15 protein-coding genes are annotated in these 17,348 nt (G+C 59.3%); 9 read left to right on the top strand and 6 right to left on the bottom strand.

The genetic code is table 11. The annotated features are described in order from the left end of the window. The first annotated feature begins 289 nt into the window (after nucleotides 1-289). A complete protein-coding gene (locus BT119_RS18740; protein ID WP_003369600.1) occupies nucleotides 290-1,063 on the top strand; it encodes a helix-turn-helix transcriptional regulator in 774 nt (257 codons plus the stop codon). A gap of 89 nt (nucleotides 1,064-1,152) precedes the next feature. Here BT119_RS18740 and BT119_RS18735 read toward each other — a convergent pair whose 3' ends face one another. The 3 genes from BT119_RS18735 to rpiB form a co-directional block, all read right to left on the bottom strand. Beyond that, on the bottom strand, nucleotides 1,153-3,528 hold the full coding sequence (locus BT119_RS18735) for a glucose/quinate/shikimate family membrane-bound PQQ-dependent dehydrogenase (protein ID WP_072366599.1): 2,376 nt from the start codon (nucleotides 3,526-3,528) through the stop codon (nucleotides 1,153-1,155). Between the two features lie 69 nt (nucleotides 3,529-3,597). Continuing rightward, nucleotides 3,598-4,578 carry a sugar-binding transcriptional regulator gene (locus BT119_RS18730; RefSeq protein WP_003369595.1) on the bottom strand — a complete coding sequence of 327 codons (981 nt, stop codon included), beginning with the start codon at nucleotides 4,576-4,578 and terminating at the stop codon, nucleotides 3,598-3,600. A 67-nt stretch (nucleotides 4,579-4,645) separates the two neighbouring features. Continuing rightward, entirely contained in the window at nucleotides 4,646-5,107 is a 462-nt protein-coding gene (gene rpiB / locus BT119_RS18725) for a ribose 5-phosphate isomerase B (RefSeq protein WP_003434010.1), read from the bottom strand. A 278-nt stretch (nucleotides 5,108-5,385) separates the two neighbouring features. Here rpiB and BT119_RS18720 point away from each other — a divergent pair, with 278 nt between their 5' ends. From BT119_RS18720 to dhaL, 7 genes are all read left to right on the top strand, one after another. Then, nucleotides 5,386-6,873, top strand: coding sequence for a sugar ABC transporter ATP-binding protein (locus tag BT119_RS18720; protein ID WP_003434011.1), 1,488 nt, complete (start codon nucleotides 5,386-5,388; stop codon nucleotides 6,871-6,873). Beyond that, nucleotides 6,870-7,847 (top strand): ABC transporter permease, encoded by a 978-nt coding sequence (locus tag BT119_RS18715; RefSeq protein WP_003369589.1) that lies wholly within the window; start codon nucleotides 6,870-6,872, stop codon nucleotides 7,845-7,847. The genes BT119_RS18720 and BT119_RS18715 overlap by 4 nt, the downstream gene beginning before the upstream one ends. A gap of 43 nt (nucleotides 7,848-7,890) precedes the next feature. Next, a complete protein-coding gene (locus BT119_RS18710) occupies nucleotides 7,891-8,901 on the top strand; it encodes a substrate-binding domain-containing protein (protein WP_054081434.1) in 1,011 nt (336 codons plus the stop codon). A 208-nt stretch (nucleotides 8,902-9,109) separates the two neighbouring features. Further along, nucleotides 9,110-9,865, top strand: a complete 756-nt coding sequence (locus tag BT119_RS18705; RefSeq protein WP_003434013.1) for an SDR family oxidoreductase — start codon at nucleotides 9,110-9,112, stop codon at nucleotides 9,863-9,865. Nucleotides 9,866-9,893: 28 nt separating this feature from the next. Further along, nucleotides 9,894-11,009 (top strand): erythritol/L-threitol dehydrogenase, encoded by a 1,116-nt coding sequence (locus BT119_RS18700; protein ID WP_003369582.1) that lies wholly within the window; start codon nucleotides 9,894-9,896, stop codon nucleotides 11,007-11,009. A 40-nt stretch (nucleotides 11,010-11,049) separates the two neighbouring features. Next, on the top strand, nucleotides 11,050-12,051 hold the full coding sequence (locus BT119_RS18695) for a dihydroxyacetone kinase subunit DhaK (RefSeq protein ID WP_010202455.1): 1,002 nt from the start codon (nucleotides 11,050-11,052) through the stop codon (nucleotides 12,049-12,051). Between the two features lie 3 nt (nucleotides 12,052-12,054). Then, nucleotides 12,055-12,705, top strand: a complete 651-nt coding sequence (gene dhaL, locus BT119_RS18690; protein WP_003434015.1) for a dihydroxyacetone kinase subunit DhaL — start codon at nucleotides 12,055-12,057, stop codon at nucleotides 12,703-12,705. A 12-nt stretch (nucleotides 12,706-12,717) separates the two neighbouring features. On the opposite strand, the gene BT119_RS18685 is transcribed toward dhaL, so the two are convergent. Genes BT119_RS18685 through BT119_RS18675 form a run of 3 tightly spaced genes read right to left on the bottom strand, consistent with a single transcriptional unit; the run spans nucleotide 12,718 to nucleotide 16,321 of the window. Further along, complete coding sequence (locus BT119_RS18685) at nucleotides 12,718-13,803, bottom strand: aromatic ring-hydroxylating oxygenase subunit alpha (protein ID WP_003434017.1); 1,086 nt, start codon at nucleotides 13,801-13,803, stop codon at nucleotides 12,718-12,720. Beyond that, nucleotides 13,788-15,404 carry a GH3 family acyl-acid amido synthetase gene (locus tag BT119_RS18680; RefSeq protein ID WP_003434019.1) on the bottom strand — a complete coding sequence of 539 codons (1,617 nt, stop codon included), beginning with the start codon at nucleotides 15,402-15,404 and terminating at the stop codon, nucleotides 13,788-13,790. The genes BT119_RS18685 and BT119_RS18680 overlap by 16 nt, the downstream gene beginning before the upstream one ends. Continuing rightward, nucleotides 15,404-16,321: a fatty acid desaturase family protein gene (locus BT119_RS18675; RefSeq protein ID WP_003434020.1), complete on the bottom strand. Its 918-nt coding sequence runs from the start codon at nucleotides 16,319-16,321 to the stop codon at nucleotides 15,404-15,406. Before BT119_RS18675 ends, BT119_RS18680 begins: the two co-directional genes overlap by 1 nt. A gap of 137 nt (nucleotides 16,322-16,458) precedes the next feature. Here BT119_RS18675 and BT119_RS18670 point away from each other — a divergent pair, with 137 nt between their 5' ends. Continuing rightward, entirely contained in the window at nucleotides 16,459-17,325 is an 867-nt protein-coding gene (locus BT119_RS18670; RefSeq protein ID WP_175550593.1) for a metal-dependent hydrolase, read from the top strand. The last annotated feature ends 23 nt before the right edge of the window (nucleotides 17,326-17,348 follow it).

Raw genomic sequence — 17,348 nt, 5'->3', positions numbered from 1 at the left:
GACTCAAGGTCCTTCTTGGCAGGTAGGCAGCGGATTAAGCACTGCCGTCCCAGCTGTGTATGGCCCCTTAAACCCGGACAGTGCCGTACGGCCAAATGCCAGCGCAGATACACTTTCGGCGGATTGCAATCCTGTCCCTGTTTTTTGTTACAGACGCAGGATGAAAGCTTAGGCTGAATACCCAAAGACCAAGTGCCATCATCAGGCTTATCAGTAAGTGCAATCAGTAGTTGCCGCGCAGCAGTCGACATGGTCCGTCTTTGCGCGGTCGGAATCAGGAAAGCTCAAGATGAACACGGCGCAACATTTCGAGTACAACGACGACCCACGCTTTTATCTGCAACTGGCCAAGCTGGTATCCAGTACAGGCGACGACACTTTTGCCGGGCACATGCTGCAATTGGTGGATTCGCTGGTGCCCATTCACGGGCTTGGCCTCAGTGAATGGACGCTGGACCTGCGCGAGAGCAGTATCAGTCGTATCAATCTGCTGGGCAGCGCGGGCCTGCAGCATGATCCTCCCCACAGCGAGGACACCGGCCATCCTCTGCTCTCGAGCATTCTGAACATGCAGGACCCGCTGCTTGTCCAGCTCAGGACCCCGCTGAGCGCGCAACACCCTCAGCACAACACCCACCAGTGCAATCTGGTGTCCAGCCACGGTGAACGTCGACTGATCATCTGCTTTTATCGGCTGACCGCGCTGCGGGCGTTTTCCCTGACTGAGCTGTCCTTGCTCAAGAGTCTCTCCGACACGCTGCTGCCACTGGTCGAGCATCACGCACAGAGTCTTGCTCAGTCCAGCAGCAACGCCGCGCGGCTCGAGCCGGAACCTGGTTCGCTGGATCAGGCCTTCAGTGGCAGGCTGGCACAGGACTCGGTCACACTTTCAGCACGCGAGCAGGAAGTCTGCCTGGGCTTGCTGACCGGCGGCACCGTGGCGGAAATGGCACAGCGCCTCAAGGTCAAGAACAGTTCGGTGGAGACCTACCTCAAGCGCGCTACCGCCAAACTGGGCGTCAGCGGACGACATGGTCTGGCACGCTGGATGGCGGGTGATTGAAGCTCGCATGTTCTGGTGCCTGACCGGCAGCGATACGCCCCACGAAAAAAGGGCCATTAGAGGCCCTTCTCGCGCATACGCCTCTGCCTTCAATCAATCCGAAAGGCAATCACGCTGTCGCCCAATGTCGTACCGAGCGATCCGTGACCGCCGGCAGCAATGACCACGTACTGCTTGCCGTCGTTGCCGGTATACGTCGAAGGAATGGATTGTCCGCCTGCGGGCAACTCATGCTCCCAGAGCATTTCGCCATTATTGACGTCATAGGCGCGGAAAAAGTTATCCGCCGTTGCACCGTGAAAGGCCAATCCGCCTGCTGTCACCATCGGACCGCCATGGGCGACCATGCCCATTGGAAAGCCAACCGGGAAACGCTCCTGCATGAAGCTGGTCTTGAGGTTTTTGGTCGTGCCGACCCGGCGCATCCATTGGGTCTTGCCGGTCGTGAGATCGACCCCGGCCATGGTTCCCCACGGTGGCGCTGTGCACGGGATGCCAAGGCTTGAGGCGAATCTGGAAATACGGATGGCATAGTCCCCGTCGAAGTTCTCGTTCCAGTAGGGTTTGCCTTCCTGAGTGAACAGACGTTTTTCCTGGGCCTGCTCGGGGCGCTTGATCAGGTTGTAGACATACGCCAGACGTACCGGTGCGGCGATCAGCACCTGGCGGTCAGGATCGACGGCCACCGAGCCCCAGTTGAACACGCCTATGTTGCCGGGATAGATCAATGATCCCGACTCGGTGGCCGGTGTCCACGGATTGCCGTCATAACGAAGTCTGTTGTAGGCGATCCGGCAAGCCATCTGGTCAAAAGGCGTAACCCCCCACATGGACTTCTCGGTCAGTACGGGAGGAATGAAGTTAAGTCGCGAGACCGGCTGGGTGGGTGCAAAGCGCTCGCCGTCGACACCACCCTCGGTGCGCACACTGACCTGATCGACAGGCACGATCGGCTCGCCGGTCAGTCGGTCAAGCACGAAAATATTGCCGACTTTGGTCGGTAATACCACCGCGGGCTGGCGGTTGCCGTCCTTTCCCAGGTCCAGCAGTGAGGGCTGTGATGGGTTATCGCGATCCCAGAGGTCGTTGTTCGAAGTCTGGAATCTCCAGCGCAGCGCACCGGTTTTCAGGTCAAGAGCCACCAGCGCATCGCGAAACTGCTCGGTATTGCTGTCAGGGTTACGCCGAGTGCCGGTTTCGTCGGGCGAAGCGTTGCCGAACGGGACGTACACCAGACCGTTTTTGACATCGGCGCTCAGGGTTGCCCAGGCGACCGGCGTGTCCTGCGGATAGCTCTGGTCAGCCGCTATGGGTTGGGTGTTTTTCGGATTTTGCGGATCGAAATTCCACACCAGCCTGCCAGTGATGACGTCGTAGGCGCGAATCACTCCGGACGGGTTGCCGTCGTTATAACCGTTATCCATGATCGAACTGCCGATCACGATCAGTTCGCCCGCAATCAGTGGCGCGGAGGTCTGCATGAGCGCGTGCGGGCGGATGGTGCCCATGTTGACGCTCAAGTCGATCACACCGCCGCTGCCGAAGTCGCTGCACAGGTTGCCGGTGTCGGCATCAAGCGCTACCAGTCTGGCGTCTGCGGTGGCGGTAATGATGCGTTTGGCGCATTGAGCAGGCTGTTGTGGCTGGCCAGCCGGGCTGGAGGCCGCAGAATAGTAGCTGACGCCGCGGCAGGTCTGGTGCTGCTGCAGGTACGAGCGTTTTTTCTCGGGGGTGTATTTCCAGGCCAGTTGCCCGGTCTGCGGGTTCAGTGCATGCACTTCGTTATGAGGCGTGCACACGTACACCCGATCGTTGATCTTGAGCGGCGTGGCTTCAAAGGTGTACTCACCGGCGTCCTTGTCCTCATCACGCAGGTCGCCGGTATGGTATTCCCAGGCCACCGACAGCTTGCCGACGTTGTCCGGGGTGATCTGATTGAGGCTGGAGAAACGCTGGCCCGCGTTGCTTCCGCCATACGCGGCCCAATCACTGCCTGCCGAGTCGGCGCTGCGGGTGGTCGCCACGTTGTCGATCCTCCCCTGCTGCGGGTACGGATCGTGAAACATCAGCGCAATCACGATCAGCAGCATTGCGCAAAGCGTTCCGCCAAGCAACGGGTGAAAACGACGGTTATCGGTACTTGAGCGCGCCTGATAAAGCGGCCGCACTACCCAAGGCATGGCCAGCCACAGGCCGATCAGTCCAAACAGATCGCCGCGAGGAATCCACTGCCATTTGTCGAGGCCGACTTCGTAGATGATCCAGATCAGAATCCCCCACATCATCACGGCATACAGGGTAAGCGCCGATTTTCTTTTCAGGAATACCAGGGTTGCTGTGGCCAGCAAACCCAGGGCAATCACCGAGTAGGCCGGTGAACCGCCAGCAGCCACCAATTGCGCGCCCATTAACAGCAGAATGAGGCTGAGTATCGCGATCACGATACCGGTCACTTTGAGAATCATCTTCCTTGCCCTTTATTGTTATTCAATCTTGCGCCGCGACATTTTCGACCACGGATTTCGTCCGTAGTGTCAGTTTTTGCGTGTCGCGTCATCCAGGGCAAGGATGGTGTGGGCGTTGGTGACGGTGGTTGCCAGGGTGTTGATCACGCCTGAACGCAAGGCGCCCAGCGTGGCGGCGGCCTTGGTGTTTTCGCTGGCAATGGCCACTACATCGGGGATACGAAACAATTCCTGCACGGTAAGGCCGATTACCCTGCCCTGTATGGCATTGACCGCAGGCTGGCCGTGAATGTCGATGAAGTCATAGCCCATCATGTCGCCCACCGTGCCGGACAGCCTGGCCTGAGCGATTTCCTGCGGAGAGAACCAGCCCATGCGCACCATGTTGCTGTTTTCGCTCATGTCACCAATGCCGATCAGCGCCATGTCGGCACGCCGTGCGCGGTCAAGCGTCGAGCGCACAGTGTCGTTGCTGATCAGAATACTGCGCAGCTCAGGGTTGGCGACCAGCGCCGGAGCGTACAGGCTTTCGCTTTCGCCACCGAACCGCAGCGCCAGACGGCGGCAAATGTGGTCGGGGTTCATGTACTCGCCCGCCTTGAGCGAGCCGCCAATAGCACAGACAAATGTGCAGTTGCGCGTCACCGGCAGGAACACGTTGTCCGCGACCGCACCCACATTGCGGCCCATGCCCACGGCGACGATCATGCCGTCACCAAGGGTCTTGTTGAGGTAGTTGGCAACCAGACTGGCGACCGCCGAGCGCTGAGTATCCGGGTCACTGTGGTCGACTGCAATCAACGCCCTGTCCAGCTGAAACCGTTCGACCAGCGCCAGTTCCAGCTCGTTGTTCATCGCCGGGTGCTGCAGCACCCGTACTTCGACAATCCCTTCATCGCGTGCGCGTTTGAGCAGTCGGCTGACTTTTGCGCGCGACAGGTCAAAGCGTTTGGCGATGGCTTCCTGAGTGACGTTCTCAAGGTAATAGAGCATCGCGACTTCAGTCATCAGATCGATGTCGCTGGCCATGCGCTGGGTACTGTCACTCATGTGGACGGGCTTCCGTTTCGGCGTCAAAGGCACATTCTCCCTACTCGCGCCCTGTCCCGTCCACTGACTATTGATGCCCGTCACGCTCTATCGCGTTGATGCGCTCGACCTTGGCGCCGGAGCGCGCGGCTTCGAACTCCGACTCCAGGAACGATTTGACGATGCTTTTCGCCAGTTCCGCGCCGATCACCCGTGCACCGATGGAAAGAATTTGCGCATCGTTGCTCTTGCGCGCCCGCTCAGCCGAGTAGGTGTCGTGGGCCTGGGCCGCACGAATGCCTAAGACCTTGTTGGCGGAGATGGCCATGCCTATTCCGGTCCCGCAGACCAGCACGCCAAGCCGCTGCTGCCCGGCATTAATGGCTGTGGCCACGGCCAGGGCGATGTCCGGGTAAAGCACCGGTGCCGTGGAATGAGTACCGAAATCGGTCACCGGATAACCCAGCGACTCGATATGGCGCTTCAACAATTCCTTGAGTTCATAACCCGCTTCATCACATCCGATAGCCACCGGGAAAGGTGTGTTCATGGCATCAGGCTCCGCTGCCGAGGTCTTATTATCTGACCAAATGTTCAATCGGTGAAATTCCGATCAGTCATTTCTGAAACATTAGCCTGGTTCTGTCAAGCAAGTTTTCCAACAAATCCTGAACAAAAGCTCAGAACTGCCGCAGGATTGCCTTTAAACGAACACTTGAAAACTTTTACAGGAAACAGATTGACTGATCAGAATTTCATTTGGTACACATATGCTCACTGAGCAACGCATCAGCACCTAATAAGAATTCACAGCACGAGGACACGCCAATGGCCAAGCCATTACTGCTCCAGGCTGAACACGTCACCAAGGCTTACGCTGGCATCCCCGCCTTGCGTGACGGGCGTCTCTCATTGCGAGCCGGAAGCGTGCACGCCCTGTGCGGCGGCAATGGCGCGGGCAAGTCCACTTTTCTGAGCATTCTGATGGGCATCACCCAGCGCGATGCCGGGACCATCCTGCTCAACGGCGAGCCAGTGCAGTTCAATCGCCCCGGCGATGCCCTGGCTGCCGGGATTGCGATGATCACCCAAGAGCTGGAACCCATCCCCTTCATGACCGTCGCCGAGAACATCTGGCTGGGCCGCGAGCCGCGTCGGGCCGGGTGCATTGTCGACAGCAAGGAACTGAACCGACGCACCCGTGCACTGCTGGACGAACTGGAATTCGACGTCGACGCCACCAGCCCCATGCATTTGCTGAGTGTGGCGCAGATACAACTGGTGGAAATCGCCAAGGCCTTCAGCCATGACTGTTCGGTAATGATCATGGACGAGCCCACTTCGGCCATCGGCGAGCGTGAGGCGCAAACACTGTTCAAGGCCATCCGCCGGCTTGCCGCCCGGGGCGCGGGCATCATCTATGTTTCCCACCGCCTCAGCGAACTGGCACAGATTGCCGACGATTACAGCATCTTTCGAGACGGCGCCTTTGTCGAAAGCGGACGCATGGCCGATATCGACCGGGCCCACCTGGTGCGCGGCATCGTCGGCCAGGAATTGCAGCGTATAGATCACAAGGTCGGCCGAGAATGCGCGGTCGAATGCTGCCTGAAGGTCGAGGGCCTGAGCCGCAACGGCGAGTTCGAAGACATCAGCCTGCAAGTGCGTCACGGCGAAATTCTCGGTATTTACGGGCTGATGGGCTCGGGTCGCAGCGAGTTCCTCAACTGCCTGTACGGCCTGACCACCCCTGACGCCGGCAGCGTCACCCTGCAAGGCAAGCCAATGCCGGTCGGACTGCCCAAAGCGACCATTCGCGCGGGCGTCTCACTGGTTACCGAAGACCGCAAGGACAGCGGCCTGGTACTCAGTGGCAGCATCCTGTCCAACATCGCGCTGTCGGCTTACCGGCAGCTGTCGAACTGGTCGCTGATCGATGCCCGCAAGGAACACAAGCTGGCCGAAGACATGGTCAAGCGCCTGCAGATCAAGACGACGTCGCTGGATCTGCCCGTCGCGTCGATGAGCGGCGGCAACCAACAGAAGGTCGTCCTCGCCAAATGCCTGTCGACCGAACCGGTGTGCCTGCTCTGCGACGAGCCGACCCGGGGCATCGACGAAGGTGCCAAGCAGGAAATCTATCACCTGCTGGATCAGTTCGTACGCGCTGGCGGAGCCGCCATCGTGGTCTCTTCAGAAGCGCCGGAACTGCTGCGCCTGAGTGACCGAATCGCCGTGTTCAAGGGTGGCAGGCTGGTGACTATCAGCAGCGATGCCGATCTTTCCCAGGAAGTCCTGTTGAGTCTTGCCTCATGAATGCCAAAACCATCATTGCCCCAGCCTCCACGTCTCCACGCAGCCGCCTGCGCCTGTCTCTCGACCGTTTCGGGCTGCCGCTGGTGTTCATTCTGTTGTGCCTGGTACTGGCGTTTGCCAGCGAATATTTCATGACCTGGCGCAACTGGATGGACATCCTGCGCCAGACCTCGATCAACGGCATTCTCGCGGTCGGCATGACCTACGTGATCCTGACCAAGGGCATCGACCTTTCGGTCGGTTCGATTCTGGCGTTCGCTGGATTGTGCAGCGCCTTGGTCGCCACCCAGGGCTATGGTTTGCTGGCAGCAGTCAGTGCGGGCATGTTCGCCGGCGCCATGCTCGGCGTGGTCAATGGCTTCATGGTTGCCAATCTTTCGATTCCACCGTTTGTAGCCACCCTGGGCATGCTCAGTATTGCCCGCGGCATGACCTTCATCCTCAACGACGGCAGCCCGGTGACCGACCTGCCCGAAGAATACCTGGCGCTGGGTATCGGCCGCGTCGGCCCGATTGGTGTGCCGATCATTATCTTCGCGGTGGTCGCGCTGATTTTCTGGATGGTACTGCGCTACACCACCTACGGCCGTTACGTGTACGCCGTCGGCGGCAACGAAAAGAGCGCACGCACCTCTGGTATCGGCGTACGCAAGGTGATGTTTTCGGTGTACGTGGTTTCCGGGCTGCTCGCCGGACTGGCAGGTGTAGTGCTGTCCGCCAGAACCACCTCCGCCCTGCCCCAGGCTGGCATGTCCTACGAGCTTGACGCCATCGCAGCAGTGGTCATCGGCGGCACCAGTCTGTCCGGAGGCACCGGCAGCATCGTCGGCACGCTGTTCGGCGCACTGCTGATCGGCGTAATCAACAACGGCCTGAACCTGCTCGGCGTGTCCTCCTATTACCAGCAGGTCGCCAAGGGCCTGATCATCGTGTTTGCAGTGTTGATTGATGTGTGGCGCAAGAAAAAACGCTAAACCGGCATGAACGACTGACTACAACAATAACGAGGTTCTCATCATGAAATTCGGTACATCCCTGGCCGCGGTCGCGGCGTTCTCCCTGCTTGCCAGCAGTATCTCCATGGCCGCCGATGGCAAGACCTACAAGATCGGCGCGGCGGTGTATGGCCTCAAGGGCCAGTTCATGCAGAACTGGGTGCGTGAGCTCAAGGAGCATCCGGCGGTCAAGGATGGCACCGTGAAAATCACCGTGTTCGACGGTAACTACGATGCGCTGACCCAGAACAATCAAATAGAGACCATGATCACCCAGCATTACGATGCGATCATTTTCGTGCCCATCGACACCAAGGCCGGCGTCGGCACTGTGGCCAGGGCAATGGAAAACGACATTCCGGTCATCGCGTCGAACACCCGGGTTGCCGGCAACAAGGTGCCTTATGTCGGCAACGACGATGTCGAGGGTGGTCGGCTGCAGGCGCAGGCCATGGTCGACAAGCTCAAGGGCAAAGGCAATGTGGTGATCATCCAGGGACCGATTGGCCAATCGGCGCAAATTGATCGGGAAAAAGGCGAACTGGAGGTCCTGAGCAAACACCCGGACATGAAGATCATCGAGAAGAAGACCGCCAACTGGTCCCGGGCCGAAGCCCAGACCCTGACTGAAGACTGGCTCAACGCGCATCAGAACGGCGGCATTTCCGGGATCATTTCGCAAAACGACGACATGGCTCTCGGCGCCCTGCAAGCGGTGAAATCCCGCAATCTAAAGCCTTCCGATGTGCCGATCACCTCCATTGACGGCATGCCTGACGCCATCCAGGCGGCGAAGAAAAACGAAATCACGACCTTCCTGCAAGACGCCCAGGCCCAGTCCCAGGGTGCCCTCGATGTCGCGCTTCGCACCCTGGCCGGGAAGGATTACAAGCCGCAGTCAGTGATCTGGGAGCGCTATGCCAAGGACGTCAAATGGGGCGATGGCACCGACAAGAACTACATCCTGCCCTGGGTGCCAGTCACCGATGCCAACGCCGACGCGCTGTACAAGCAGGTCAGCGGCGGCAAGTAACCGGTCTGAGATTCCCGCTTCTGCCCGAAGGGTGTGGGAGCGAACCGGGCGACGCTTCGCTTGTTCGCGAAGACAGTATTTCAAACGACGCATTTTCGGCGGTCATACCGGCCTCTTCGCGAACAAGTTCGCTCCCACGGCCTTCGGCCAGAATCAAAAGCTAACGTGTTTGAATCTTCAAAAAAACAGCGCTACAGGAGTCATCTTCATGTCTGAATTCTGGAACAAGGCGTTCGATCTCAATGGCCGTTGTGCGGTCATCACCGGCGGAGCAGCCGGGATTGGCCTTGCCTGTGCCAGCCTGCTGGTCGCACGCGGGGCGCGGGTCGCACTGCTGGACCGTGATCCGGCAGTGGCCGAGGTTGCCGCCGGCCTGGGCAGCGGGCACCTCGGTATTGCCGTCGACCTGCGCCGGATCGATCAGGTCAACAGCACCATCGACAGCGTCTTCGAGCATTTCAAGCGCATCGATTATCTGGTCAACAGTGCCGGAGTTGCCCTGCTGGACAAGGCTGTCGACGTCAGCGAAGAGGCCTGGGACACGACGCTGGACATCAACCTCAAGGCCAGTTTCTTCGTCGCCCAGGCCTGTGCGCGACACATGCTCGGCCAAGGCAGCGGACGCATCGTCAACCTTGCCTCGCAGGCCGCGGTCATTGGCCTGGACAGGCACGTCGCCTACTGCGCGAGCAAGGCCGCAGTGGTCGGCATGACCAAAGTCCTGGCCATGGAGTGGGCGCCGCACATCAACGTCAACGCCATCTCGCCCACCATCGTCGAGACCGCGCTGGGCAAAAAAGCCTGGGCGGGCGAAGTCGGAGAACGGGCCAAAACGCAGATCCCGGCGGGCCGCTTCGCCCAGCCGGAGGAAATAGCCGGGCTGGCCCTGTACCTGCTCAGCGACGCCGCCAGCATGATCACCGGCGAAAACGTAGTGATCGACGGCGGCTATAGCATCCAGTAATTCATTTTCTGTCGTGAGGTTCATCGTCATGTCCACCGTCACCGAACGCACTGCCGAACAACTTTCACCGGTCATCCCGAAAACCATGCAGGCCGTGGTCTGCCACGGTCCGGAAGACTACCGGTTGGAAACCGTGGATGTGCCGACTCCCGGCCCCGACGAAATCCTGACCAAGGTCGAGCTGTGTGGCATCTGCATGGGCGACATCAAGACCTATCGCGGCGCACCCTCGTTCTGGGGCGATGCCGAGCAGCCTCGCTACGTCAAACCACCGATGATTCCCGGCCATGAATTCGTCTGTCGCGTGGTGGCGCTCGGCCCTGGTGCCGAAAAGCGTGGCGTGCAGATCGGCGACCGGGTGATCTCCGAACAGATCGTGCCGTGCTGGGGCTGCCGCTTCTGTAACCACGGACAGTACTGGATGTGCCAGAAGCACGACCTTTACGGCTTTCAGAACAACGTGCAGGGTGCCATGGCCCAGTACATGATTTTTACCAGGGAAGGCATCATTCACAAGGTGCCCGACTCGATCGCCCCGGACGAAGCCATTCTCATCGAACCTCTGGCCTGCTCGTTGCACGCAGCCGAACGGGCCGATGTCGACTTCGACGACATTGTAGTCGTCGCCGGTGCCGGCACACTGGGCCTCGGGATCATTGGCGCAGTACGCATGCGCAACCCGAAAAAGCTCATCGTTCTCGACATGAAGCCCGAGCGCGCTGCCCTCGCCCTGCGCATGGGCGCCGATGAGGTGTGGAACCCGGCCGAGGTCGACGTGCAGGCGAAAATCCGCGAGATAACCGACGGCTACGGCTGCGACATCTATATAGAGGCCACCGGACACCACAAGGCCGTCAATCAGGGCCTGGCGATGCTGCGCAAACTCGGACGCTTTGTCGAGTTCAGCGTATTCAACGATGAAGCCACGGTGGACTGGTCGATCATCGGTGACCGCAAGGAACTGGACGTACTCGGCTCTCACCTCGGCCCCTACATGTACCCGCGCGCCATTGATTTTATTGGCAACCGCAAGATCGACATGCGCGACGTCGTCACGCACAAATTTCCCCTGGCGGAGTTCAAGGAGGCGTTTGCCGTCATGGAGCGCGGCGATAAATCATTGAAGGTGGTTCTGGAACCCTGATCCGCCCGATCCTTATAAAAAGAACACAGGAAATCGCGTTATGAACCGAGTGATAAACGATCCGGACCAGGTGGTCGAGGACATGCTGCGCGGCATTCTGGTAGCGCACCCCGAACTGTCGCAAAGTGACGGTAATCCACGGGTCATCAGCAAAACCCGGCCTTCGGAGCAAGGGCGCGTCGGTATCGTTACCGGCGGCGGCTCGGGTCATGAACCGGCCTTTCTCGGCTATGTCGGTCCAGGGCTGGTAGATGCGGTAGCGGTCGGCGAGATTTTTTCCTCGCCTACTGCCAAGAGCTTTTTCGACGCCTTTCGCGCGGCCGATCACGGGGCAGGCATCGCCTGCCTGTACGGCAATTACGCGGGCGACAATATGAACGTGAAGCTGGCGATGAAAATGGCCGCCAGCAAAGACCTGCAAGTGCGCACCGTGGTAGCCAACGACGATGTGGCCTCGGCGCCGAAAGCCGATATCGCCAAGCGACGCGGAGTGGCCGGGGAAATTTTCATGTGGAAGGTCGGCGGCGCTGCGGCCGCGCACGGTTACGATCTGGACGGTGTGATCCGTGTCGCGCAAAAGGCCGTGGATCAATGCCGATCCATCGGTATCGGCCTGACGCCCTGCACCATCGCGGCGGTCGGCAAACCCAACTTTCAGATCCCCGACGGCAAAATGGAGCTGGGCATCGGTCACCATGGCGAACCGGGTATCGAAGTCATCGACATCGAGTCTGCGGCGGCCATGGCAGAACGCATGCTCGCGCCGATTCTGGCCGACCGGGATTTCAGCGTGGACGACAGCGTAGTCGTGCTGGTTTCAGGCCTCGGAGCAACACCGGTAATGGAACTCTACGTGTTCTACGCCGAAGTGGAGCGTCTGCTGAAGGCTCGGGGCTTGAAAATCCATCGTTGCTACGTGGGCAATTACTTCACGTCGCTGGAGATGATGGGGGTAACCCTGACGCTGCTTGGCCTGGACGCCGAACTGAAAACCCTGATCGACCACCCTTGCCGTTCCATCGGAATGACCCAGGCGGAGTGAACCATGAGCGAGCAATTCTCTACCCAACATGGCACTGCCATCGTTGCCGACCTGGTGAGCGTGATCGTCGCCAACCGCGAATACCTCAGCGAAGTGGATGGCGCGATCGGTGACGGCGACCATGGCATCAATATGGCCAAGGGCTTCGCCCACTGCGGCCGTACCATCGAAGACCGCCAATTGAGCCTCGCCGAGGCGCTGGATGAGCTGACCCTGAGCCTGATGGAAGGCATCGGCGGATCCATGGGCCCGCTGTATGGCAGCCTGTTTATCGGCATGGCCGATCAGGTACGCGGCTGCGAGGAGATCGATGCCGCGGCCTTCGCCAAACTGCTGCGTGGCGGCCTCACTTCACTGCAGGACATCACCGAAGCCGGCGTCGGCGATAAATGCCTGATGGATACACTGATTCCGGCCGTCGAAGCCTTCGAGCAGGCCCACGCCCGGGGTGAATCATTCAGTGCAGCGCTCGATGCAATGAAAAGCGCAGCATCACAAGGGCGCGATTCCACCCGCGATCTGATCGCGAAGATAGGCCGGGCGAGTCGCCTCGGCGAACGCTCGCTCGGCGTGCTGGATGCAGGCGCGGTGTCGTGCTGCCTGATACTGACGCAACTGGCGGATTCAGTGCAGCCGAGGCTGAAAGACCGTTAAAACACCGCACTATCAAAGCTCGAATCGAATCCGCCGCTCGCGGCGCTGTGCTTCCGGCAGCGCCTCGCCGCGCCGGACCGCAGCAAGCAGTTGCTCGACGCCCACATGGATTGCATCGGCAGGCACATTGCACGGCTTGAAACCAGACGCATTGTCGAGCCCTTCGCGATGCGCCCGAATGATTCTGACGTCCTGTTGAATCACAATGTGCGTGTACAGATGGATAAAAGGACGCAATATCCTCAGCACCCAGGCTGGAATCGGAAAACGATAGGCAATGTAGGTGTAGACGCGCGACTGGCGATCATCGACAGGCGTGATCTGGCTCACGATCAGGAAGCCTGAGCGCACTCCCCACAGGTAATCACAAAACGTCACGTTAGGCGCCAGAAAACGATCCGTATGCACAAGCGGCTCGGCGTCCGGGTTGGTCAGCCATTGCATCATCCCTATCTCGTCGACTTCGTCGTGATAGACAACCTCGATGCTCTGAGCCTTACAGGAGAGCGTCGCTTCCATGGCTCGACCACTGCTGGAGCGAAAAATACCCTCGTGAACGAACACCGTGTGCGGCACGTCCAGAAAATTCTGCACTAGACTGCCGACATCGGCGTCGAAGGTGTTGATCATGAAATAGGATTGCCACGGCCGTTCGCCATAAGCAGGCAGCCGGAATATCGGTGTTTGGCGAGCATCGCGCGCGCCGGTGTAAACCCAGACCAGGCCATCCTGTTCGCAGACGGCAAAATGGCGCTGTCGGTAGCGATACTCAGGCGACTTCGCTGCGCCCTGCTTGGCGTCTACGCTGGGAATATGCACCACCTGACCGTTCGCGTCATAGCGCCAGCCATGATACGGGCACACCAGACAATCATCGGTGATTTTGCCAGCTGACAGCCTTGTGCCACGGTGCACACACTGGTCCAGCAATGCAGCGGGCTGCCCGTCGCGCTGGCGAAACAGAACGATATTCAGGCCGAGTATCCTGGCCCTGTATGGCTTGCCTTTGCGCAACTGTTTCTGCGTGCACGCCACATACCACTGCTCACGCGTGCCGTCGTCACGGGTATCGGTTTCACTGATCAAGGTTGCGGGCATTCAGATTCTTCCGTGATTGCAAGAAGCGCGTCAGCCGTGTCCAGACGGCTGATCAATGCACGCGGCTTGACGTCGCCTGCACGAATACCCGTCGACTCCGCAGCGCGCTGCAGCAATTCTGCGAGTTTTTGCGCCCCCCCACAGACAAAACGCAGACGCACCGGGCCCAACTGACCCAGCGTGCGCGCATGTGCATAGTGAAAGGAGCGCTGCAGGACCATTTCAATATTGTTGGCCAACGCATTGCGGCAAATGCTTGCCAGTGTCGTCGTTGAGGTACACAGCAGCACCACATAATGCGGCAGTGTACTGCTGGAGTCGGGTATCAGGCATGCGCTGTCGGCTACGTCTATGCATTGCGCAAGGGCTCGCTCGACCAGTTGCTCATCGAGCTTCTCGCCCACCAGGTCACAGGCACTTGCGCAACGCCCGACAAATTCCACACGCGGCGTCCCGGCGAGCTTACCGACTACGCGCACCCGATCACCCAATGCATACCGGTAAAGACCTGCACCGGTAGTCAGCAGCACTTGCGCGGTTTCACCCATGCGCAGGGAGTGAGCCTCTTTTGACAGCCCGTCGTCCCCGATGAATTCCAGATAATGACTGCCTATCGCCAACGGGCAGCCAGCCCCTTCGCCAAACGGGAGGCTGACCACGCCTTCGGTCGCGAACAATCCTTTGGCTAACCAGCGTGCCTGAGGGAAAAGCGAAGCCAGTTGCTGGGCGTATACTCGACTCGGCCCGTCCATCCAGCAACTTACCGCCGCCAGACCAGGCCACAACTCGGTGAATACTCCGTGAGTAAGGGCGTGACGCAAGGCTTTCTGGCGATTTGCCGGCAACCTTTTTTCAAGCCAAGCAACTATCTGCCGACTTTTAGGCGATTCAGTGTCGAGCAGTGGCTGTAGCAGGCTGGTCAGAAACGTCGGGCTCCACACGCTGATAAAGCTCAGCCCGGCATCTGCAATCAGGGCGAGCAGCGTTTGTCTGCGCCAGTGCGCCACGTCGCTGGCCAGTTCAGGAATCAGCAATGTGCCGGCCAGCCCGGCGATTGCGCTGCCTTGCAGATATTGCAGATCGCTGACACTGCCGATCGGTATGCCATTGGCCGTCATTGCCGGCTGCTGCATGGGCGGCGACATGGACCAATACCCGCTGCCGTGGCTAATTTCCGGGACCTGGCGGTACATATCGGCCAGCCATACCGTCAGGGAAGCCTGCAATTGGCCAAGGAATTCCTGCGTATAAGGGATGTGTTTCTGCAGTGCACTATTGCCGCTGCTGCGCTCGAAGAATAACGGCGCACTGGCGGTCAGTATCGGCCCTTGTTGATGCTGCGCACGCTCGATCCAGGGTTGCAATTGGGCATAGCTGTGTAGCGGCACCCGCTTGCGAAACTCTTCGGCATCGCGGATTCCGGCAAAATCATGGGCTTGGCCGAAGGCGCAGTCACGGTTAGCCGACAGCATACGCAGCAGTAAACGCTGCTGAGACTCCTCAGGCTGCTCGAACAGACGCTGCCAGTGATCGAGCGTGGCGTTAGCACTGCCCATGAACGAGCGCCACAAGGCCCTTTTCACATCATCACCCACAAGCATCAAAAGTAGGTCTTGTCGAGCTGGGTCAGGTCATCGGGCAGTCGCTGCGGAGGCATGAACACCTGCAGCCAGCCGAACCACAGAGGTCGGGTTTCCTTTGGATTGGATGCCGCATGCATGTGCTGCCAATGCATCTGTGAATGGCGGTGGTGAGTCAGGTTGTAATTGAAGTTGAGGAAAGCCCAGCGGACCATGCGCGGCGCGCGCATGTTGTAGGCACCTTCCACGACATCTATCGGGGTGCGCATGTGATAGACCCATTGCAGCGATGACCAGGAAAAACCGAACGCGATATAGGCAATCAGAACCACTTCCCAAGACCAGCCAAACAGGTAAGCACACGTCAACCAGACGATAATGCCGATGATGACTTCCTTACGGATGCGCCGAAAGTCGCTGATCGAGAAATCCCTGAATGCTGCGGCGTAAGTATTGACCTCACCGCTCTGCGACCATCGATCAGCTATACGTGGCGGCAGCAAAGGCAGCAGCAGGCTGCCGACGAACGCCGCCAACCAGATACCACCGAGCACCGCAAAATAGTATTCCAAACGTTTACGCAGCAGCGATTCATCCGGCATCGCAAAATCGGCCAGTTCGGCACGTGTGCGGTTGCGTGAGTGGTGCCCGAGGTGATTGATGTGGATCAGCGTCGCGGATGCCCCAAACAGGGTCGAGGCCCACCACATCATCAGGTAATTGACAGTTTTGTCGCTGTGCGCAAGGCTGTGAAATGCCTCGTGCATCATCGAGAACACACCCTGCATGACCAGACAGAACGGAATCAGGATCAGCCATTTCCATGGACCTGCGCCGGTGTTGGACAGCCAGGTAAGCGTAGTGCCCCAGAACAGCGTCTGCAGCGCCAGCACAGCCAGGTTGGCCTTGTCGAAACGGCGTGCCGGGTGAATATCCATATATAACTGCGCCTGAATGACCACATTCGAAAGCACGGAAGTATACCTGCCCTAGCGCCAGTATGGTTATTCGGCAGTTTCAAGCCTGCCGGAGTCTGGCACACTGTGCACCTTGATATCACGGTAAGCCGAGCCCCATGTCGCTCTTCAAACGCATCCTGTCCAGGCGCTCGGCGGCCATGCTCTCCCCGCAGGCGATCAGGCACCGATCAATACGCTTCACCTTCGATGACAGTATCCCGCGCTACTGGCATGGCGGCCGGACGCATACCACGCGCTTTTTCGATTGTCTGTCGTTCATGTTTCCTCAGGGGGAAAAAATCTTCATCGAGAGTGTGGTGCACTTTCGCCACAAGCTCGACAAAGGCAGCGTTCTGGATAAGGCCGTCGACGATTTCGTCTATCAGGAGGCGTCGCACATCCGCGAACACCGTGCCTATAACCTGCTTCTGGGCGCACAAGGCGCGCCGGTCGAAAAACTGGAACGCATGCTGCTGCGACGCAGAAAGGAAAGCGAGCGATTACCGGCCAGCTTTCGTCTGGCGTTGACGGCCAGCCTTGAACACATCACCGCAATACTGTCCGAGCAGATTTTGCGAAACCCGGCATTCATGGCAGGCGCCGACCCGACGATGGCGCGCCTGTGGCGCTGGCACGCAATGGAGGAGATCGAGCACAAGGCGGTCGCCTATGACGTGCTGTGCAAAGTGGAACGTAACCCGCTACGGCGTTACCTGCTTCGTTGGGTGGCGATGACGAGCCTTTCGGTGTATTTCACTTTCGACCTTACTTACTTTACCTATTACCTCGTGCGCGGGGACCGGCAACACCGCAACTGGCGCGAATGGCTGCGCCTGCAGTGGTGGTTGTTCGTCAATCCCGGCCTGCTTTCGCGCATCGTGCCTGCCGGGCTGTTCTGGTTCGTGCCTGGCTTCCATCCTGACCGAATCGACACACGCGAACTGCTCGACAACGCTCGCCAGGCACTTGATGAACAGCGCTGAAGGCAGCTTTCGGGGCCGGCTCG

Origin of the sequence: Pseudomonas sp. NFACC10-1, assembly GCF_900119195.1 — a bacterium.
Lineage (GTDB): Bacteria > Pseudomonadota > Gammaproteobacteria > Pseudomonadales > Pseudomonadaceae > Aquipseudomonas > Aquipseudomonas cerasi.
This window is presented reverse-complemented; position numbering and strand designations above follow the sequence as displayed.